Annotated in this window: 16 protein-coding genes; 12 read left to right on the top strand and 4 right to left on the bottom strand. The window is 33.3% G+C overall.

All coding sequences use genetic code 11. The features are described from left to right. Window positions 1-6: 6 nt before the first annotated feature. The 4 genes from BC6307_RS21050 (at window position 7) to BC6307_RS21035 (ending at window position 5345) form a co-directional block, all read left to right on the top strand. Window positions 7-1266: a JmjC domain-containing protein gene (locus BC6307_RS21050; protein ID WP_066415133.1), complete on the top strand. Its 1260-nt coding sequence runs from the start codon at window positions 7-9 to the stop codon at window positions 1264-1266. After that, on the top strand, window positions 1232-2008 hold the full coding sequence (locus BC6307_RS21045; RefSeq protein WP_066415131.1) for a JmjC domain-containing protein: 777 nt from the start codon (window positions 1232-1234) through the stop codon (window positions 2006-2008). The genes BC6307_RS21050 and BC6307_RS21045 overlap by 35 nt, the downstream gene beginning before the upstream one ends. Further along, window positions 2005-3240: an MFS transporter gene (locus tag BC6307_RS21040; protein ID WP_066415130.1), complete on the top strand. Its 1236-nt coding sequence runs from the start codon at window positions 2005-2007 to the stop codon at window positions 3238-3240. The genes BC6307_RS21045 and BC6307_RS21040 overlap by 4 nt, the downstream gene beginning before the upstream one ends. Window positions 3241-3320: 80 nt before the next feature. Then, entirely contained in the window at window positions 3321-5345 is a 2025-nt protein-coding gene (locus tag BC6307_RS21035; protein WP_066415127.1) for a prolyl oligopeptidase family serine peptidase, read from the top strand. A 169-nt stretch (window positions 5346-5514) separates the two neighbouring features. Here the strand turns inward: BC6307_RS21035 and BC6307_RS21030 are convergent, their stop codons facing one another. Next, window positions 5515-6012 (bottom strand): LURP-one-related/scramblase family protein, encoded by a 498-nt coding sequence (locus BC6307_RS21030; protein ID WP_066415124.1) that lies wholly within the window; start codon window positions 6010-6012, stop codon window positions 5515-5517. Window positions 6013-6550: 538 nt separating this feature from the next. Between BC6307_RS21030 and BC6307_RS21025 the strand changes: the two genes are divergently transcribed. From BC6307_RS21025 to BC6307_RS21010, 4 genes are all read left to right on the top strand, one after another. Continuing rightward, the gene (locus BC6307_RS21025; protein WP_235858101.1) at window positions 6551-7507 is read left to right on the top strand and encodes an ABC transporter ATP-binding protein; all 957 of its coding nucleotides are present in this window, start codon (window positions 6551-6553) and stop codon (window positions 7505-7507) included. Further along, complete coding sequence (locus BC6307_RS21020; RefSeq protein WP_066415123.1) at window positions 7500-8462, top strand: ABC transporter permease; 963 nt, start codon at window positions 7500-7502, stop codon at window positions 8460-8462. Before BC6307_RS21025 ends, BC6307_RS21020 begins: the two co-directional genes overlap by 8 nt. 125 nt (window positions 8463-8587) lie before the next feature. After that, window positions 8588-9292: a response regulator transcription factor gene (locus BC6307_RS21015; RefSeq protein WP_066415122.1), complete on the top strand. Its 705-nt coding sequence runs from the start codon at window positions 8588-8590 to the stop codon at window positions 9290-9292. A gap of 2 nt (window positions 9293-9294) precedes the next feature. Next, window positions 9295-10701, top strand: a complete 1407-nt coding sequence (locus BC6307_RS21010; protein WP_066415120.1) for a sensor histidine kinase — start codon at window positions 9295-9297, stop codon at window positions 10699-10701. Between the two features lie 258 nt (window positions 10702-10959). Here the strand turns inward: BC6307_RS21010 and BC6307_RS21005 are convergent, their stop codons facing one another. After that, entirely contained in the window at window positions 10960-11745 is a 786-nt protein-coding gene (locus tag BC6307_RS21005; protein ID WP_066415119.1) for a cupredoxin domain-containing protein, read from the bottom strand. Between the two features lie 110 nt (window positions 11746-11855). On the opposite strand from BC6307_RS21005, the gene BC6307_RS24920 reads away from it, so the two are divergent. Then, window positions 11856-12026, top strand: a complete 171-nt coding sequence (locus tag BC6307_RS24920) for a hypothetical protein (RefSeq protein WP_157076629.1) — start codon at window positions 11856-11858, stop codon at window positions 12024-12026. 276 nt (window positions 12027-12302) lie between these two features. On the opposite strand, the gene BC6307_RS21000 is transcribed toward BC6307_RS24920, so the two are convergent. Together BC6307_RS21000 and BC6307_RS20995 are read right to left on the bottom strand one after the other, a co-directional pair. After that, the gene (locus tag BC6307_RS21000) at window positions 12303-12989 is read right to left on the bottom strand and encodes a hypothetical protein (protein WP_066415117.1); all 687 of its coding nucleotides are present in this window, start codon (window positions 12987-12989) and stop codon (window positions 12303-12305) included. A 967-nt stretch (window positions 12990-13956) separates the two neighbouring features. Then, window positions 13957-14541, bottom strand: coding sequence for a diguanylate cyclase domain-containing protein (locus BC6307_RS20995; RefSeq protein WP_066415114.1), 585 nt, complete (start codon window positions 14539-14541; stop codon window positions 13957-13959). Between the two features lie 462 nt (window positions 14542-15003). On the opposite strand from BC6307_RS20995, the gene BC6307_RS20990 reads away from it, so the two are divergent. The 3 genes from BC6307_RS20990 to BC6307_RS20980 are packed head-to-tail and all read left to right on the top strand — an operon-like array spanning window position 15004 to window position 18347. Beyond that, the gene (locus tag BC6307_RS20990; protein WP_066415111.1) at window positions 15004-15933 is read left to right on the top strand and encodes a GNAT family N-acetyltransferase; all 930 of its coding nucleotides are present in this window, start codon (window positions 15004-15006) and stop codon (window positions 15931-15933) included. A 10-nt stretch (window positions 15934-15943) separates the two neighbouring features. Continuing rightward, entirely contained in the window at window positions 15944-17152 is a 1209-nt protein-coding gene (locus tag BC6307_RS20985) for a nucleotidyltransferase family protein (protein ID WP_066415108.1), read from the top strand. Next, window positions 17109-18347 (top strand): MFS transporter, encoded by a 1239-nt coding sequence (locus tag BC6307_RS20980; RefSeq protein ID WP_066415105.1) that lies wholly within the window; start codon window positions 17109-17111, stop codon window positions 18345-18347. The genes BC6307_RS20985 and BC6307_RS20980 overlap by 44 nt, the downstream gene beginning before the upstream one ends. Window positions 18348-18420 lie beyond the last annotated feature (73 nt).

Raw genomic sequence — 18420 nt, 5'->3', positions numbered from 1 at the left:
AAATATATGAGTGAACTAATAGTAGACTATGACTTAATTGAAGAAACTAATAATCTAGCGGTACCGAAATTATGGAGACATTTTGTTAATGAAAAGTTGGATTGGGGAGAAATCTATACAAATTTTATTAGAGAAATTCAAAAAAGTGATAAGGCTCCTTCCATGAATATAAATGTTAATAACTCTGTAAAGCCTTGGTTGAAGAACAAAATATTTGACCAAAAAGTTAATGATTTTGAAAATTTAGAGGATTGGTTTGTAAATTGGCTAAATGATGATAATTTTTGTGTGTTATTTGACCGAATTACAGATTATAGTGAGGAAGTTTTTGATTTTCTCGTATCCAAAGTCATTAAAGGATTAAGGAATAAAAACTTTAGTGTTGGGGCAGACTCTTACGCAATTTTTGGGAATTATGGATACACTCCTTTTGGAATACACCCAGACAATGAACCAATTTTCCTTATACATTGTGGACCAGGTAACAAAGATATATGGTATTGGAAGGAAAAGCCTGATGACAAATATATAGGAAGTGCTGATATTCTTGAAGTGAATGATGATTGGAAAGAGTTTGCAGAACATGTGGTATTAGAACCGGGAGATATGATATTTATTCCGAGTAATGTCTATCATTTATTATATACAAATGATTTTTCGATAACGCTTGGAACTGCTATATTTCCTGGAACTGCAAATGCCCTAATCCGTACAGGCCTTTCGAATTTGCCGATATTTAGCTCTGAAAATAAACAACTTAATGTTACATGGTCGAATGAAGAGTCTATGAAAAAAGAGTTTAATAAAATAATTAAAGATGGTTTTGGCTTTGAATACAACGATTTAGGAGAGGCAATTTATCAAGGATTAATAGATCAACAATATAAATTGAAAAGTAATGGAGGTTTTATCGGATCTCCTACTCTCAATCAGGATAGTAATGTAGATTTTAAAAAGAATTGTTTTCGAGTTAAAAAGAATTCGGAGATATCCTTTAGGAAAATTAATGAAGAACTAATAATCTACTTAAGAGGTAAGATAATAAAATTAGAATATAATGCTTTAATAGAGGAAGCGCTTATATTAATTAACAAGAAACCAAAATTTTCATTTCATAATATTTTTCAGGTGTTAGGGAATGAGAAGGTTGTTCATAAACTATTAGATTTATTCTTAATGCATAAGTGTATTGAAGTTACGTGTAGCTGTAAATTGAGAGGAGTAAATTCGAATGAGCAGGGAAATCAAGAGTATCAAAGAAATTAGAAATTTAAATGATATTACGATGGAGACATTAAAAGCACCTTTTATTATTCGGAACTTTTTATCTCAAGAAATGAGTGAACGCATCCTTTCTCAGCACATCCTATCATTTAAAAATAGTAATAAACTACTATCCGCTAGCCGGAAAAACGGCAGTGAAACTCGATTCTTTGACTTTGCCGAGTATATTATATATATGAATAGGGATAATGAGTCTGACCCTTGGTATGCTTCTAACCTGAATGATAAAGAGATAATTGATGGCGTGATGGAACATATCGATCTTCCTAAGACTTTTGATAATTGGCTTGATGCATTACCAGATGAAGTAAAACCATATTGGTTATGGGTTTTTCTGGGGCCAAGTGCTTCTTCAACAAAGTTACATATAGACGTTATGATGAGTAGTGCATGGAATCTGCTTTATAGTGGATTAAAAAAGTGGAAGTTCCTATCTCCTTCAGAGTCTATACAACAAAACATACTTGGAGAGAGTTACCAACCGTATTTTAATAGTGAAACTTTTGAAATCGACGTTTTACAACGCCCTGGTGACTTAGTTTTTACACCTAGTGGCTGGGCTCATGAAGTTGTTAATGTGAAGTCTACAGTATCGATTACAGGGAATTTTATTAATGAAAGTAACTATTCTCTTGCTAAACAATACTTAGAAGAACGTCAAAAAATAGATTGGTTAAAAGTAATGAATAAACTTGAATCAATTAATATAGGAGGGGATATATGAATTTCTTAACTAATAGATCAATCTTAAAAGATTCAAACTTCTTTTTATTTTGGTTGTCTCATGTAATTTCTTCAATGGGTAATACTTTAATACCAGTTACAATCACCTTTGCTGTATTAGAGGTTACTGGAAGTGCTACCAAATTAGGGGTAGTGCTAGGGGCACTTTGGATTTCTAGGGTTCTGTTTGTTATGTTTGGGGGAGTATTAGCAGATCGTCTTTCGAGGAAAAAGATTTTAATAATCTCAGACTTATTACAAGGAGTTAATCACTTAATAATAGGTATACTTTTTTTTGTTGGTTCGATAGAAATGTGGCATTTAATAGTCTCATCGGTATTATATGGGGCCGTGAGTGCTTTCCATTCTCCTGCTTCTAGTGGAATAATACCACAACTAACTTCGAAAGAAAATTATCAAAAGGCAAACTCGGTACTAAGTATTATGAGTAACATTTTTGAGATTGCAGGTCCCGCTTTAGCTGGACTTATGGTTGTATTCTTAGGTTTTAGTACGATATTTTTTATTGACGCGTTAACCTTTTTTCTGAGTTTAATATTAATGCTTTTTGTTAAGGAGCGCTTTAAAAAGGAGTCTCAAGCACAAGAATCCTATTGGACAGATTTGGTGGAAGGGATAAAGGTTACGAGGAATTATTCATGGATATGGTCCACTTTAATTATATTTTCCGTATTAAACTTCGCAACCGCTGCTTTTTATGTATTAGGTCCAATTGTAATTTCAGAAAACTATGGAGGCCCTAAAGTGTGGGGATTTATTGTAACTGCTGGTGCAATTGGAGGGTTAATTGGTGCATTATTGTCGCACAATATAAAGCTTAAAAACCCATTGAGATTTTGCTTTATTATCATGCCACTCTTTGTTTCTATAGAATTTCTAGTACTGATTGGTCCTATGCCTTCCTGGTTAATAATGTTTGCTGCCATGTTAGCTAGCGCTAGTATTGTTATTGGTGCTGTATTATGGGATACAATAGTGCAAAAAAATATTCCGCAGAATTTATTATCTAGAATAGGCTCTTTAGATTCATTCGTATCATTTGTTTTTATGCCACTAGGATTTGTTTTAGCTGGACCACTTTCTGATCAATTGGGAATGACAATGACGCTTATCATTATTACATCTTTCGTCGTAGTTTCAAGTATACTGATTCTATTCGTTGGAGACACGTTAAAAATTAAATCCGGAAAAAAATATAATTTAGAATTTTAATAAAAGCTATGATATACATCATAGCTTTTATTTCTTAGTTTTGCTAATAAGGTATAAAATTTATAATTAAGGAGACTAATATGCAATCAGTAAAAAAAGATATAGTAATAGATAATTATCATGGTACAATGGTCGCCGACCCATATCGCTGGCTTGAAGATTCGAGTTCAGATAAGACTCTTGAATGGATTAATCAAAGGAAAAAAGAATACGATGATTATTTCTCTGGTCAATCAACAGTAAACAACGACATGGAACGTTTAACTCAGTTATGGGATTGTCCAAAATACTTTGTTCCGAAAAAGATAGGTAATCAAATGTTTTATCTTAGAAATAATGGAGTACAAAATCACCCTGTTCTATATAAAAAGAAGGGAGAACAAGAGATTGCTATTTTAGACCCAAACTCCCTATGTAAAGATGGAACTGTTGCTATTATAAATTACTCAATTAGTGATGATGGTCGTTACGTTGCGTATACTACATCTGCACAAGGTAGTGACTGGCAAGAGATAAGGATAAGAGATATCTCTACCTTAACGGATCTTTCTGATAATCTTAAATGGGTAAAATTTACGACGATTGCTTGGTCACCTGATAATAAAGGATTTTATTATAGCAGATTTCCTGAAAAAGGGACAGTGGAACCAGGTGATGAGAATAGATACAATAAAGTCTACTACCATGAAATTGGAAACAGCCAATTTGAGGACTCTCTTATTTTTGAAGATAATCGAGATACAGGATTAAGATATTTACCGCTAGTTACAGGGGATAAGAAATATCTTTGTCTTCACGTTAAGAAGGGGACCTCATCAAATAATAAATTCTATATAAGAGATATAAAATCTAATGCTGAGTTTTTGTTTCTAATAGATAGTCTTGAAGCGGAATATTCTTATATTACAAACATTGATACTGTCTTTTATTTTAGAAATAACCTGGGTGCACCAAAAGGAAGATTGATAGCAATAGATGTGAAAAATAGTAATAGTAAAAATTGGATTGAGGTTCTTCCTGAACAAGAAGATGTGTTAGAGGGTATTCAGTATGTGAATAATCGCTTTATAGGGATATTTTTACAACACGCTCACCATAAGTTAAAGGTGTTTTCGGTAGAAGGAATTTTTGAATATGATATAAATCTACCGATTCTTGGTTCTTTAACTGGGATAACAGGAAATTCTGATGGTACGGAAATCTATTTTGGCCTAACCTCATACATAACCCCTGCCAGTATTTATCACTTTGATATGAAAACGAGAAAGTTATCGACTCTTTTTGAAGTGAATCTTAAATATTCTGTAGATAAATATGTAACCAAACAAGTATTTTATTATTCAAAAGATGGAACAAAAGTTCCAATGTTTATCACTCACAGAAAGGATATTATTTTAAATGGAGAAAATCCTGTAATTTTATACGGATATGGTGGCTTTAATATTGGTATTAAACCAACCTTTAATCCAGCAATTTTACTATGGCTAGAAAAAGGTGGAATATATGTTGAAGCAAATATAAGAGGAGGTTCAGAATATGGAGCGGATTGGCATAGAGCTGGTAAATTAGAAAATAAGCAAAATTCATTTGATGACTTTATTGGGGCTGCTGAATGGCTAATCCAAAATAACTATACAAATCCAAAAAAAATATCAATTATGGGTGGTTCTAACGGTGGTTTATTAGTTGCAGTGTGCATGTTACAAAGACCGGATTTGTTTGGAGCTGTAATTTGTCAAGTTCCAGTTCTAGATATGTTGCGCTATCATAAATTTACGATTGGCCGTTACTGGATTCAGGAATACGGTTGCTCGGAAAATCCTGAGCAATTTCCATTTCTCTATGCATATTCGCCTTTACATAATGTTAAAGAAAACCAAAAACACCCTCCAATACTAATAAGCACTGCTGAGGGCGATGATCGGGTTGTACCTGCTCATGCGATGAAATTCACGGCGGCATTACTTGAAAAGGGACAAAATCCTTTAAATGTTATCTTTAGATTTGAGCAAAAAGCTGGACATGGACTTGGTAAACCAACATATAAGGTTCTTGATGAATGGATAGATTATTTTAGGTTTTTAGAAGTTGAACTTAAATTATAGAATAGATATCACTAGATTCAAAGTAATTCGAAATATTGATTTCAGTGAGACTAGCTTTAATGTTGCTTTTCGAGGAGAAACACTTCTGCTAGTCTCTTGTTAGTTAAATTATAGGATCTCAAATTATCCAGCAAAAACTGTACACTTTATTCTAGTCTAACGTACTTAATTAAGGCGTACCAGCAGAAGAGGCTGCTGCTTCATCAGCCTTTACACAATCAATGGCGACAACTATTGCGATAATAGTTTTTTCCATCTTTTCATCTAATATTTGAACCTTGTAGCTATCTCCCCAAGTGAACCACTCTTTATTAACCTTCCCTATCACTTTACCATGCTGTAATACTTGGAAATCCATGTCCCACCAATTTCCGATCACTTCAATTCCTTCCGCACTTATGGAGTAACGGGCTTTAAAGAAGGACCATTCTTTATTAATGGTTACTACTTCACGACCATTCACCTCAACAAAAAATTTCGGTAAAAAACTAAATACCTTTTTCGTAATAAGTGCTACTTCCTCACGGTTTGTATTCATCACAGAAAAAGTCTTTGGGATTTTCATGAAACTACCTTCCACATAATATACATCTTCCTGTTGAACATCTTTCACTGTGAATTTTTCACTAATACTGAATACTTTCTGCTTTATAAAAAGCTCTCTCATCCGAACTCTCCCCCTTGTGTATGCCTTTATCTACTTATATCTACTTATATATACGGAGAGATGATCTTACGGTTTCATTAATCAGAAGATTTATCGAATTATTATAATGACGTATGTGGCTAGAACTTAAACCTAGATTGGGTAAGGAAGACTTATTTACGGAATGCCAAGAACCAAAACATGGACTCGGGAAATCCGACCATCCGGGAATGAAGGAGGAATCCGTGTTTCTTAGGAATTGGCGCATCTCGCAGGTCATCCACCCGGCTACCATATTCGCTACTTAACGATATTGCTTATATGCTCTTCTCTCTGCATTGGTAGTACATAAATAGCAGGTCACTAATTTCCTTTTGCCGTCTGTATAAATTTTATAATTCCTTGTTTTTTTACGGCAAAAATGACAGGGGGATTTAAAGAGTTTAAATGAGATCATTGTTTTTCTCCTCATTTTTAATACTTTTTTAATAACTTTATAACTATTTTTTAGAATTTAGGTGACATAATATCAGTAGGAAATACGAGGGGGTAAAAAAATATGGAAATGCAAAAACAAAAGCAAAATAGTAACCAACAACAACCTATTTTACAAATAAAAAATCTTAAAAAAACAATTGGAAAAACAACGCTAATTCATGGAATAACGCTAGATTTATATCCAGGAGAGGTGTTTGGGTTTCTTGGACCAAATGGCGCTGGAAAAACGACGACTATTCGAATGATAGTTGGTCTAATGAGCATCACTAAAGGGGAAGTTATCATCAATGGCCATAGTGTTGAAAAGAACTTTGAGAAAGCAATTGCCAACATCGGTGGTATTATCGAAAATCCTGAAATGTATAAGTTTATGTCTGGTTACGATAACTTGATACATTATTCCCGAATGATTCCCGATATTCCAAAAGGAAAAATTGATGAAATTGTAAAATTAGTAGGTCTGAATGGAAGAATTCATGAAAAGGTGAAGACATACTCTCTTGGGATGCGTCAGCGTCTTGGGTTAGCTCAAGCTCTACTTCATTCGCCGAAACTATTAATTTTGGATGAACCGACGAATGGGCTAGATCCTGCGGGAATCAGAGAAATCAGGACGTATATTCGAAAAATTGCGGCTGAAGAAAACATAACTGTGTTTGTTTCAAGTCATCTCCTGTCCGAAATGCAACTGATGTGCGACAGAATTGGAATCATACATCACGGTAAGCTCATTAGCGTGGAGTCGGTGAAAAACTTGGTGGAAGATAATCAACAAATTTCTGTTCAATTTAAGGTTTCACCTTTAGAAAAAGCACTACAGTTTTTTAAAGAAGAATATCCGAATGAAGTAGCGAAAATAAGCGGGGAAAACTTAGTGATTGATACAGATGAAGAATCAATTACGGAATACACAAGGCTCTTCGTTAATAATGGCTTTATGATCAAGGGGATCTACGGAAAGCAGAAGACGCTTGAAGATAAATTTCTTGAAATAACAGGAGGAGAGCTGCATGTTTAATACTATTCGGTTAATTCAAAATGAAAATATGAAAATTTATAAGCGGTTAGGAACATGGGTAATGATTGCGGCGATATTTGGCATCGTTTTATTCGCAGGAATCGTCACAAAGTTCTTATTAACTAATGACACGACAGAAAACTGGCAACAACAACTCGAAATAGAAAATGCACAACTAGCAGAACAAATTACTGAGTATGAGAATATGCCAATGGTCGGAAGTCATGCTACAAGCCCTCTTATAGAGCAGCTCGCTATCAATGAGTACCGCTTAGTAAATGACATTCCGCCAGTGGAATCTGGGACACTTTGGGGATTTATGATCTCATCGCCAGATTTTACCGCGCTATCTTCTGTCTTTGTCATTGTCATTGCTGCAGGGATCGTAGCAACAGAGTTTTCGACAGGCACGATTAAGTTATTGTTAATTCGCCCGGTGAATCGCTCTAAAATATTACTTTCTAAGTATATCGCAACACTAATCTTTGCAATTGTCATGCTAGCAACGATATTCGTCTCTTCCGTTCTAGTCGGAAGTATCTTGTTTGGATTTGCTGGGATCGACTTGCCTTATCTGGTCTATCAAGGCGGAGAAGTGGTGGAACGAAACATGCTTACCCATATTATTAGCCTTTATGGGCTAAACAGTGTTGATATGATCATGATGGTTACTTTTGCTTTTATGATTTCTACAGTTTTTAGGAGTAGTTCTTTGGCAATCGGTCTCTCACTCTTTCTCTTATTTACAGGACAACAGCTTGTTATGCTTTTAAGTCAGTATGATTGGGCCAAGTATATTCTTTTTGCTAACACGAACTTAAGGCAGTATATTAGCGGAACACCAATAGTTGAAGGAATGACGATGACATTTTCAATTATTGTACTTCTCGTTTACTTCTTATGCTTCCACTTGATTTCTTGGATAATCTTTAATAAAAGAGATGTGACAGCATAATCAGCATCATAAAGAAACCTAGTTATGCTAGGTTTCTTTGTTTTTTCGGAGGCATAATAGAACTATGAGTTTGAAGGCGGAGGAAAATGAAGTTAGAGAAGATGACATGAAAGTGGGGAAGCCATATGAAGGAGAATATGATTTTAATTGTAGAGGATGAAAGAGAAATTGGCGAGCTAGTCAGAGATTATTTAAATGCAAATGGCTACCAGGTAATTATAGCTGAGGATGGGGAAGAGGGGTTGCAGAAGTTTAAACAAAGGAATCCGATGTTAGTCGTCTTAGATGTGATGCTACCAAAGAAGTCAGGGATTGATGTGTGTCGAGAAATCAGGTTAACGTCCAATGTTCCCATTATTATGATGAGTGCAAAAAAAAGTGAAACTGATAAAATTATAGGACTTGGGATTGGTGCAGATGATTATATAGCGAAGCCGTTTAGTCCCAGTGAGCTTGTAGCACGCATTAAAGCACAACTTAGAAGGTATACGGACTATTCGGAATTGAAACCAATGAATACGGAAAATGTTTTAAGAGTCGCCAATCTAGTTATTAATGTAAAGGGCCACACAGTTACCGTGTCTGGGAAAAAAGTAGAACTGTCAGCAAAGGAATTTCAGTTACTTCATTTCATGGCGAATAATAAAGGACAGGTTTTTTCAAAAGAGCAGCTTTTTGATACGATTTGGGGCTATGACAGTTATGGGGATATGAATGCGGTAACGGTGTATATTCGTAAAATCCGTGAGAAGATAGAAGACATCCCGTCCCAGCCTAAATTTATTGTTACAGTTTGGGGAGTAGGGTATAAATTTGATGGGAGTGTATAGTAATGGGACTGCGGCCAAGGCTGATTATTGCCTTTTTATCGATCATCATTTTACCGGTTGTTACGATTTTTGGTGCACTGTCCTTTTTTTCTTATCAGCTAGAACAGATAGAGGAAGAGCAAAATAATGAAATAGAATCTGTTCTAAAAGAAATCAATAAAACGGTGTTAGAAAGTTATGATGTTATTACTGATACGACTCAGTTTTACAAAGAAATCAAGCCAGTTATACAACCCTATAATTTAGAGGTCATTGTGTCGTCACAGGAAGAAAGTGTCTTATTTCAATCTACTGATATTGTGCAAAATAATAGTAATAGTATGTTCACTATGAGACACTCACAGGTTCAGACGCTAGATGGAGAAATCCTAAACATTGAAATAAAGTCCAACTCACTGGATTTATCCTCTGAACTATCCTATAACAAGATAATTACTGTGATTGTTATCAGTTTTAGCAGCGGTCTAGTAGTTTTAATCCTATTAATTGTAGGATGGACGCTATATATTTCCAAAACGATTTTAAATCCACTTAAGCAAATCTATATCGCAACAGAAGAAATGCGCGAAGGAAATCTAAACTACAATATAGGTTACAATAAAAGGGATGAGATAGGTAGATTTATTAAAGGCTTCAATACGATGAGAGATCATTTGAAACAATCAATTGCGAAGCAGCAGTTGTATGAAAAGAATCGAAAAGAATTAATCGCTACAATCTCTCACGACTTAAGAACACCACTTCAGTCTATCAAGGGCTATGTAGAGGGAATCAATGATGGAATTGTACAAAATGAAGAGATGAAAAAGCGATATTTGCATGTGATTTTATCAAAAACCAACCAGCTAAATCGGTTAATTGATGACCTGTTTGAGTTTTCCAAAATTGATTTGGATCAACTAGTGATGGAAAAACAACTGGTGAGCAGTGATGAATGTTTCACTAATATCCTTCAAGATGCAGAAGTAGATCTGAAACAAAAGCAAGTACAGCTAGTCGTAAAAAGGCCAATTCCAGACGTTGTCATTAATATTGACCCTAAACGGATGGAACAAGTGTTTACGAACTTGTTGGATAATGCAATCCGATATGGAGCTTCTGAAATCGAGATTACATTTGCTGTGAATGTACATAAGATGACTCTAGAAATCTATATAATTGACAATGGAGATGGAATTGCTGAAGAAGACACGGAAAGAATTTTCGAACACTTTTACCGCGGAGAAAAGTCGAGATCTCGTGATCATGGGGGAACGGGCTTAGGACTTGCCATTGTCAAATCGATTATTAAAGCCCATGAAGGTGAAGTTTGGGCAGAAAGTAAGATTGGGCAAGGAAGTAAATTTGTTATTGTTATTCCAGTTAAGCTTGAGGTTACATACATTTATACCGGGAGCAAACCTGATTAAATAAAGGGAGCTTAGTTTGAATGAACTGTAATTAATGATCTCTTGCTGCACTACAGGAATGCTGTGCAGTTCAACCATACTCCGCAATTTTACTTTAGGGAGAGGACAAAGCGAGATGTTCACATATATTTTGGAAATTAGCAATATCCTGAAAGGGTGTTCCATCTTGACTGTTCTCAAAGAAAACCATCCGAAATCAAAGCCTCCAATGGAAACAAGCAATGTTTCTATTGGAGTTTTTGAAACGGACTATATGCATCACCTAGAACGAATCGTCAATTCTCCTTTAATCCCCTCATGATAATAATCGTGATGCGGTTTGCATTCATATGTGTATGTGCCCGGTTTTGCGTCTAATACAATCAACCCGGTCCTACCTTTTTCCATATGCACACTGGCGCCTAATTCAGGAAAGCTAAGTATATGGCAGTTGTTATTCGATTCGTTTTGGATGCGGAGAACAATTGGTGCACTTGCATATAACTCCATTGTTGCTGGTTCTACCGAATCGGGTTTCATCACAATCGTTGGTAGCTTCTCGATCGTCGTTGCATTAATACCAGTCACCCAATGTTGTTGAAGGTATAAACTAATCAAAAGTCCTATAATGGTGGCGCCATAAAATGCCCCTTTCACTAATGGGAAGAAAGAGAAGGCTTCATTCGTTTGTTGGATGTTTGCTTTCAGCGAAAAAATAGAAAACGTTAAAATGGCTAAAACAAAAATCGCGGTAAGAAAACTTATACCAATAAAAGGATTACTTGCTTCCAACATTGCGTTATATTCCGGATCAACATTTCGAAACATAGAGATGACGAGGGAAGGAATAGTAAGAACAGAAAAGAAAAGACCGTAAATGATCCCGAAAACCGGCACCCATTTCCACTTCACACACAATAGAACAATCGCAATTCCTCCTGCAAGTATTGCATTGATCATATGAATAGGTGGAAAATGCCTTAATATGAACAACCCAGCTATTAAAATTGTTACCACATTCAACCCAAGCAACGTTGCGGTAAACCTTGTATAGCTATTAATCATGGCATTGCTCCTTTCTTCCTATTAAATACGTAATAATGTATTCGACTGTTGGGATTATTATGCTGATTAATTAGATGGAACAGGGGAAAGGAAAGAAGGGGCAAAAAAACGTGTCTTTCGGGTTAGGCTCGCAAATAGAAAGAGATGATAATAAACAATTAGTCGTTTCATCTTCTTCATGGGATTGGGGGACAGGAGAGTCGTTTATGCAGTTACTGGAAATTATTAATATCCCGAAAGGGCGTTCATCCAAGATTTATCTCATAGAAAGCCTATTCTAAAATCAAAAAAACTCAATAAAACAAGCACTATATCTATTGGAGTTTTTTCTATATAATCTTGAAATTTCCGATACTAACGCTCCAACCTTTGTATTCTTGATCAGAATGAATAATAGTTAGATATTTTGAGTAGAAGTTGCTCAACTTTAAATTTTCATTCTGATTCACTTATAAGTTACCATATACAATAAAATTAAGAAGTTGAATTATAGGAATGTACATAAACATATATTGTTAAAACGAGACACCTTTTTCAGTGTCTCGTTTCAGCCTCTTTTATATATGGTAAGTAAAGTAAATATCAGTAGGTCTCTCGTATACTGTTCCAATTCCTTCTATGAAAATTACATACCCAACTGTTCCTTCAGCCCAAGTATATGCAGATTGCCCGTTTGAAGCGATATTTACACCTTTATTCGTTTCTGTCCATGAAAGTCCCACTGTAAAACCTGAGAATCTTGTAGAAGCACTTCCTTCAGTAATTGATCTAAATGAATTGTAAGAATAGATATTATAAGTTCCAGTTAAAGTTAATGTTGCACCCATCCAAGTACTAGAACTATATGAATGAGTCCTTGTCATGTTAGAGCCCGCAGCAATTCCAATTTGGTCATTATTCTTTAATAATTGATATTTTGCATCTAAAAAAATATCTCCATGTATTTCTGCTGGTTGAGATTCAGCTTCAATTAAAAATTTATGGAAGTCTTCTTTACTTTCAAAATTTAATACTCCTACTTCGGATGATAATTCAGCAAACTCACTTTCATCTAATACTTCAAGTTCATAGTTATCAAATATCTCTTCTAAACTTAAATTCTTATCAATTTGAATCTCATCATTTACTAAGCTACTACCATCAACTTCTTTTTTGGTTAATTCTTGAGCACCAACAGAATTACCACCTACAATTACACATAAAAACATAAAACTAATTGACAATAAAAATGTTAATTTCTTCATTTACTTTCCCTCCTTGTTTTTAAGTACATGAAAATATTACCATATGTATTTAATAATTAAGTATTAATATAGGAATATTCAGATATTAATATTTGCAATAACTTGAGGTGAATATTTCATTAACGTAAAATAGATTTAGATAAAGGGGGTACTTATTAAATGAATGCAATGGATGGAATATGGCAGTTAATCGTGGTAATTGGATTATTTTCTTTGATGTATTTAGTGTTTAGATTCCTAAAAAAGAAGAAATAGAAATTGAATTGTATAATAAAGACAAAAATAGAACGAGAATATAGATTCTAATTGGTCTATTCGAGTGTGTCTCAGCATGTGTAGAACGAGGTGGCAAAAAGTCGTTCGAGGTAGCCGCCAAGGCTGAAAATAAAATAGAGTGAAGGTTTTCGTCATTAGTTTACCAGATTGGGTGACTATAATGAAAGACGGGGTGACAAGAAATTCATTTACATAAAATCTGGAAATAAGAAATACCATTTCAGTAATTAATCAAAATTTCAACAACCGATTAAAATTTTACCTTCCCCGATCGGAAAAACTCCAAAAACATCACTTGGAACAAGGGGACAGGAATTCACACATATATTGGGAATTAGTAATGGAAGTGATAGTGGATTGCAGCGACCCTCCACGTAATCTAGCCCAAAAGGGCGTTTTTTCAGTATTGTTTGAAGGAAGCTTTTAAATATAGTTCTAATGAAATCGTTAGCCTGCTGCAGCATAAATAGATGTGCCAGCAGGCTTTTTATTTAGTGAAAGCATTTGTTTAATGAAGGGGGGGAACAGGCAACGTTGTTCATATGAATGCGTGCCTGTTTTCTACCCGATATTCCTACGATTCTCAACATAATCATTACACTGGGTCGTTAATCTTTTTCGTAATAAAACATAGAAAGTGTGCCTTGGTGTGTGTGTGTATGTATAGATTTTAAATCACTAGATTCAAAATTTACATATTTCTATCAAGATATTCATCTAGGGATTTTCGTATAATCAAAGCTTCCGACATTTTCTCATTTTTACAATATAATGCTAATCTCTCAAGCTGGGATTTTCTAAGGTAGAATGACTTTAGTTTCATATTCTGCTCATTTGCAATCTCTATATTATTACTACCTTCTTTTTTTGAAGTAAAAAGAGCATCATAAATGCTTGCTATTTTATCATATAGGACTTTTATATCGTTATTAACAATCCCTATTCCCATACAAAATGTAAGTTTTAAATTGGTTCGTTTAGATATTTCGATTTGCAATTGATCTTTCTTTTTTGCAAGTTTTAATAAATTCCCCTCTTTTATAACAAATGCAAAGGTGTCACGTCCAACTCTAAATGCCATATCAGTATTATATATATTTTTTATTGCTAACAATATAACATCTATAATTTCACTCTTAATTACTTCCCCAAAATACTTTCTACTATTATCAATATCTATTAAAACCATGGAGATCTTATCATGTGTTGTTTTTGTGCAATAATCTTTTACAATTTCTTCAATTTCCACTCGAGAGTAAATTTTGTAAGAATTCATTTAACAGCCTCCATATTAATAATAATCTTATTATATCATTTTTTTCTAATTAAATAATTGGATCGTATAATAGTATGAATTTCTTCAAAGAACACAGGTAACAACTGATACTCAATATTAATATCGGAATATTTTAAATATATTGTTGATTTATTAATCTTTTGTTATACAATTTAAGTATACATACATTCATGTATATATATCAATGTATGTATATAGAATTCTGTGAAGGAGGGGATATTTATGTCAGAAAGACAACACGTTGTACGAGTAACTCAAAAAATAAAAAAAATCACTAGACGATAATTTTGAGCGAATTGTAAAAGAAGAGGAGAAATGTTTTCTAATATTTCTCCTTATTTGCGTAGTGCCTTTCTTTTACAACACTATGTTCTGATTAATGTTGGAAAATCCTTATTCCCTAAGATTGTTGTAGTACATAAATAAGAGGGAGGACTATCAATGACTCTATCGTTATCTAGCTTTCAAATAGATAATTTTTTATTGGATAATTATAGAAATGAAATTATATACCATCAAGGTCTTACTAAAATACTAGACGGCAAGGTTATTCCAATTTTAAATAATGATGGATTGGCTTTTTGTTACTTTGGAGAGAATGGCATCTTTGGCCAAAGAGAGGCATATCTAATTGTGTTTATTAATGGAAACTATTCAATGAAGAATATAATTCAAGAGCTTAGTAAAGCATTGGAACAAATGCATTCCATTTCTTTTTCTAATGAAATTGAAATTTTATTTTTAGAAATTTATACAGATGATAAAGACTTAATAGAAAAGCTTTCTGAAATGAAGGAATTTCTAGATATGAGCCGTTACTCTATTAAAATAAGAAAAAAAATAACGGAAAGAACAATGCCATCAAATGTTATTTTAAGTGAACCTTATTCAATTAGGAGAATCTCTAATGAAGATGAATTATTAGTGGAAGAAACTATCGATCTTATTACGAAGGCATTAATAAATGGCTATAAGCTGTTAACTGATAAACCGGTTAATCTAATAAATGTAAAAGAAAATGTAGAAGCAAGTTACTATCCGCTTATTACTGAGAACAGAATCAGCTTATCAGCATTAAATAAACAAGAGTTATGTGGTCATGCAACAGTTGAGATAGATGAAGTGGGTGAGGGCCCAGTACACCGTGAAGCAAATTTACTAGATATTTATATTAAACAACCATTTATGAATCATGGGTTGTCTTCGTATTTATTAAATCAAATTGAGCAAATTTGTTTACAAAATGATATTAGTTTTCTAAACGCGACTGTTGAAGAAAACGATGACGTTAAGCTACAACGGTTATTGTCTATGCTTGATGATAAAGGATACTACAAAAGATCCGTTACATATTACAAATGGAATAATTAGGAGGATAATGTTGTTACTATCAAACTCATTTCTATTTAATTTTTTAACAAAGGAATCGCCGAAAAAAAAAGCGGATTTTAATCCAGATGTTTTAGAACATTGCTATCAACAAAGAGTATTAGACCCAATTATTTTGCTGACGGGTTTCTCTCATAAGGAAAGAAGCAGAGTTAGTATTCAAAAGAAAAATAACGTTAAAAATGAATGCTTAAAACAGTTTCTATTAAAACTAAACGAAACCGATGTCGATTATGTCTGTTTAAAGGGCCTTGCCATGAAGAAGTACTATCCAAAAATGAGTAATAGACAAAGTAATGATTATGACTTTTTGGTTAAGGATATAAATGATTTTTTCAAATGTTATTCAATATTAACCAAGCAAGGTTATACCTTTTATCACTATCCAGTATTTACACGATTTAATAATAAATTAGTAGGTACTGTGAAGTTTACAAAGGTTACCCATGATATAGAAACATTACTAGAAATAAATATAGGTGGTTTTACTATTAGTCAACTAACTTGGATAACGGATGATGACTTATGGGAGCAAAAGCAGTTACTTAAACTAGAAGAGTATTCATATTATGTACCTTCAGATAATAATAACCTATTAATATTTTTAGCGGAGACATCTGGTAGGCTCCCTTCTATATTGAGAGATCATGTCGATTTTTATTATATGTATCAATATATAGGTCCAAAGAAAATAGAGAAACTTCTCAATAATATGAATGATAAACATTTAAAAAATTTATTATCAGAATTTATTAAGTTAGATAAAGGGATGGGTAAGGAATACAAAAATATAAACAAAAAAAACATGGAATGGAAATATAACATCCCAAAGTTTATCTATAGAAGTCCTACAACATTGTTGTTATATTACTTTACAAGAATAGGAAACTACTATGTAGATAACGATAAGAAGTTAAAGTTAATGAAAAAGATGGATGATTTTGTTTCAATCAAATGGCGCTTTGAAAAAGGAATTCCAATCACTTTTATTCCGATTAGCGAGTCAGTTATCCATAGTAAAATAAATTGGTTAAATCTAAAGGGACATAAATTAGCGGTTACCCCAATAGGTACATTTCTACTTAGTGGTTTTTGTATAGTATATGATGATGAGTTCGATCAAATAACAAAATTAGTTGAAGAAGGTGATTTTGCAAATGTCAAATATAGCGACAACTCCAATAAAAACACAGCAAGTTAGCAGTAATGTTCTCAAAAATAAAAATTTTTTATTGTTATGGCTTGGTAGTACGTTGAACTATTTAACGTTTAATATTTTTACCCTTTCATTACCCTTAATGATTTATGATTTAACTCAATCTACATTAGCAATGAGTTCGATGAGAGCGATAGAGTTTTTACCAAATATTCTACTTGCTGTATTTATAGGGGTATTATCAGATCGATATAGTAGAAAAAAAGTAATGTTAAGTGCAGTTGTGATAAAAACATTGTCAATAGGAACAATCTTAACGTTGATTTTATTTACGGATATTAGTATATGGATGTTATATATAATAGGGTTTGTCCTTTATACGTCTACCTACACTTTTGGAAATGCATATCATAGCATAATGCCACTAGTCGTAAAAAAAGATCAACTAACAGAAGTAAACTCCTATTTAAGTTTTACGAGGGAATTGATTAGTATTATAGGTCCAGCAATTGCCGGGTTAATTTTACTTGTAACTACCTACCAATATGGGATTACGATTACATTAGTCGGTTTATTAGTACTCTTAATTGCTGTAAGTTTATTAAACGTTCCAAATGAAGATAAAGTTCCAAAGAAGCGTGAAGGTCTATTTAAGGAAATTAGTGCTGGTTGGGATTGTTTAATTGAAAATAAAATGTTGTGGTCCTTAACTTTAATAGTTTGTATAAGTAATGTTGCTTCTGCAATGACTATTGCAGTTTTTATTTTTTACGCATTGAAATATTTTGGCATCTCAGAATTTTATTTAGGAATAGTTCTTTCTAGTGCAGCGGTTGGGGGATTGTTGGCCGCATCCATAGCTAAGAAATTACGTAAATGGTTCTATAGAGGCCATATGATTACTTTTAGTTTGATATTATCAGCTATTGGTTACTTTATATTGTTCGCTTCAGTGTATTGGGTGTTTTTAGCAGTTGGGATTTTCTTGATTGGATTTAGCGGCACTATTATCGGTATTCATTATTCTACTTTAAGACAAGAATCTACTCCCAATCACTTATTAGGTAGAGTGGCTGGAACGTCTTCTACTATTATGAAATTAGCTACTCCGTTAGCATTTTTGATTGCTGGGTTGTTAGGGGAACTCATAACTGTAAATTATTTATTTTTAATATCTGTATTCATCATTTTTGTTACACTATTTTATTTGTATTATAGCAAAGCATACAAATTAGAATAATTAAATGTTGTTAATATCGCAAAAAATGTCTAAATATTCCGATATTAATTTTACTTATAAATTCTAATTCTAT

The sequence above is a fragment of the Sutcliffiella cohnii genome (genome assembly GCF_002250055.1).
GTDB classification, from domain to species: Bacteria; Bacillota; Bacilli; order Bacillales; family Bacillaceae_I; genus Sutcliffiella; species Sutcliffiella cohnii.
This window is presented reverse-complemented; position numbering and strand designations above follow the sequence as displayed.

Bases quoted from the DNA above. Each gene is read 5' to 3' on its own strand.
- BC6307_RS21015 (WP_066415122.1), top strand. From the start codon at position 8,588: ATGAAGGAGAATATGATTTTAATTGTAGAGGATGAAAGAGAAATTGGC.
- BC6307_RS21040 (WP_066415130.1), top strand. From the start codon at position 2,005: ATGAATTTCTTAACTAATAGATCAATCTTAAAAGATTCAAACTTCTTT.
- BC6307_RS21000 (WP_066415117.1), bottom strand. From the start codon at position 12,989: ATGAAGAAATTAACATTTTTATTGTCAATTAGTTTTATGTTTTTATGT.
- BC6307_RS21020 (WP_066415123.1), top strand. From the start codon at position 7,500: ATGTTTAATACTATTCGGTTAATTCAAAATGAAAATATGAAAATTTAT.
- BC6307_RS21030 (WP_066415124.1), bottom strand. From the start codon at position 6,012: ATGAGAGAGCTTTTTATAAAGCAGAAAGTATTCAGTATTAGTGAAAAA.
- BC6307_RS20995 (WP_066415114.1), bottom strand. From the start codon at position 14,541: ATGAATTCTTACAAAATTTACTCTCGAGTGGAAATTGAAGAAATTGTA.
- BC6307_RS21005 (WP_066415119.1), bottom strand. From the start codon at position 11,745: ATGATTAATAGCTATACAAGGTTTACCGCAACGTTGCTTGGGTTGAAT.
- BC6307_RS21045 (WP_066415131.1), top strand. From the start codon at position 1,232: ATGAGCAGGGAAATCAAGAGTATCAAAGAAATTAGAAATTTAAATGAT.
- BC6307_RS21035 (WP_066415127.1), top strand. From the start codon at position 3,321: ATGCAATCAGTAAAAAAAGATATAGTAATAGATAATTATCATGGTACA.
- BC6307_RS20980 (WP_066415105.1), top strand. From the start codon at position 17,109: ATGTCAAATATAGCGACAACTCCAATAAAAACACAGCAAGTTAGCAGT.
- BC6307_RS21010 (WP_066415120.1), top strand. From the start codon at position 9,295: ATGGGACTGCGGCCAAGGCTGATTATTGCCTTTTTATCGATCATCATT.
- BC6307_RS21025 (WP_235858101.1), top strand. From the start codon at position 6,551: ATGGAAATGCAAAAACAAAAGCAAAATAGTAACCAACAACAACCTATT.
- BC6307_RS20990 (WP_066415111.1), top strand. From the start codon at position 15,004: ATGACTCTATCGTTATCTAGCTTTCAAATAGATAATTTTTTATTGGAT.
- BC6307_RS21050 (WP_066415133.1), top strand. From the start codon at position 7: ATGAGTGAACTAATAGTAGACTATGACTTAATTGAAGAAACTAATAAT.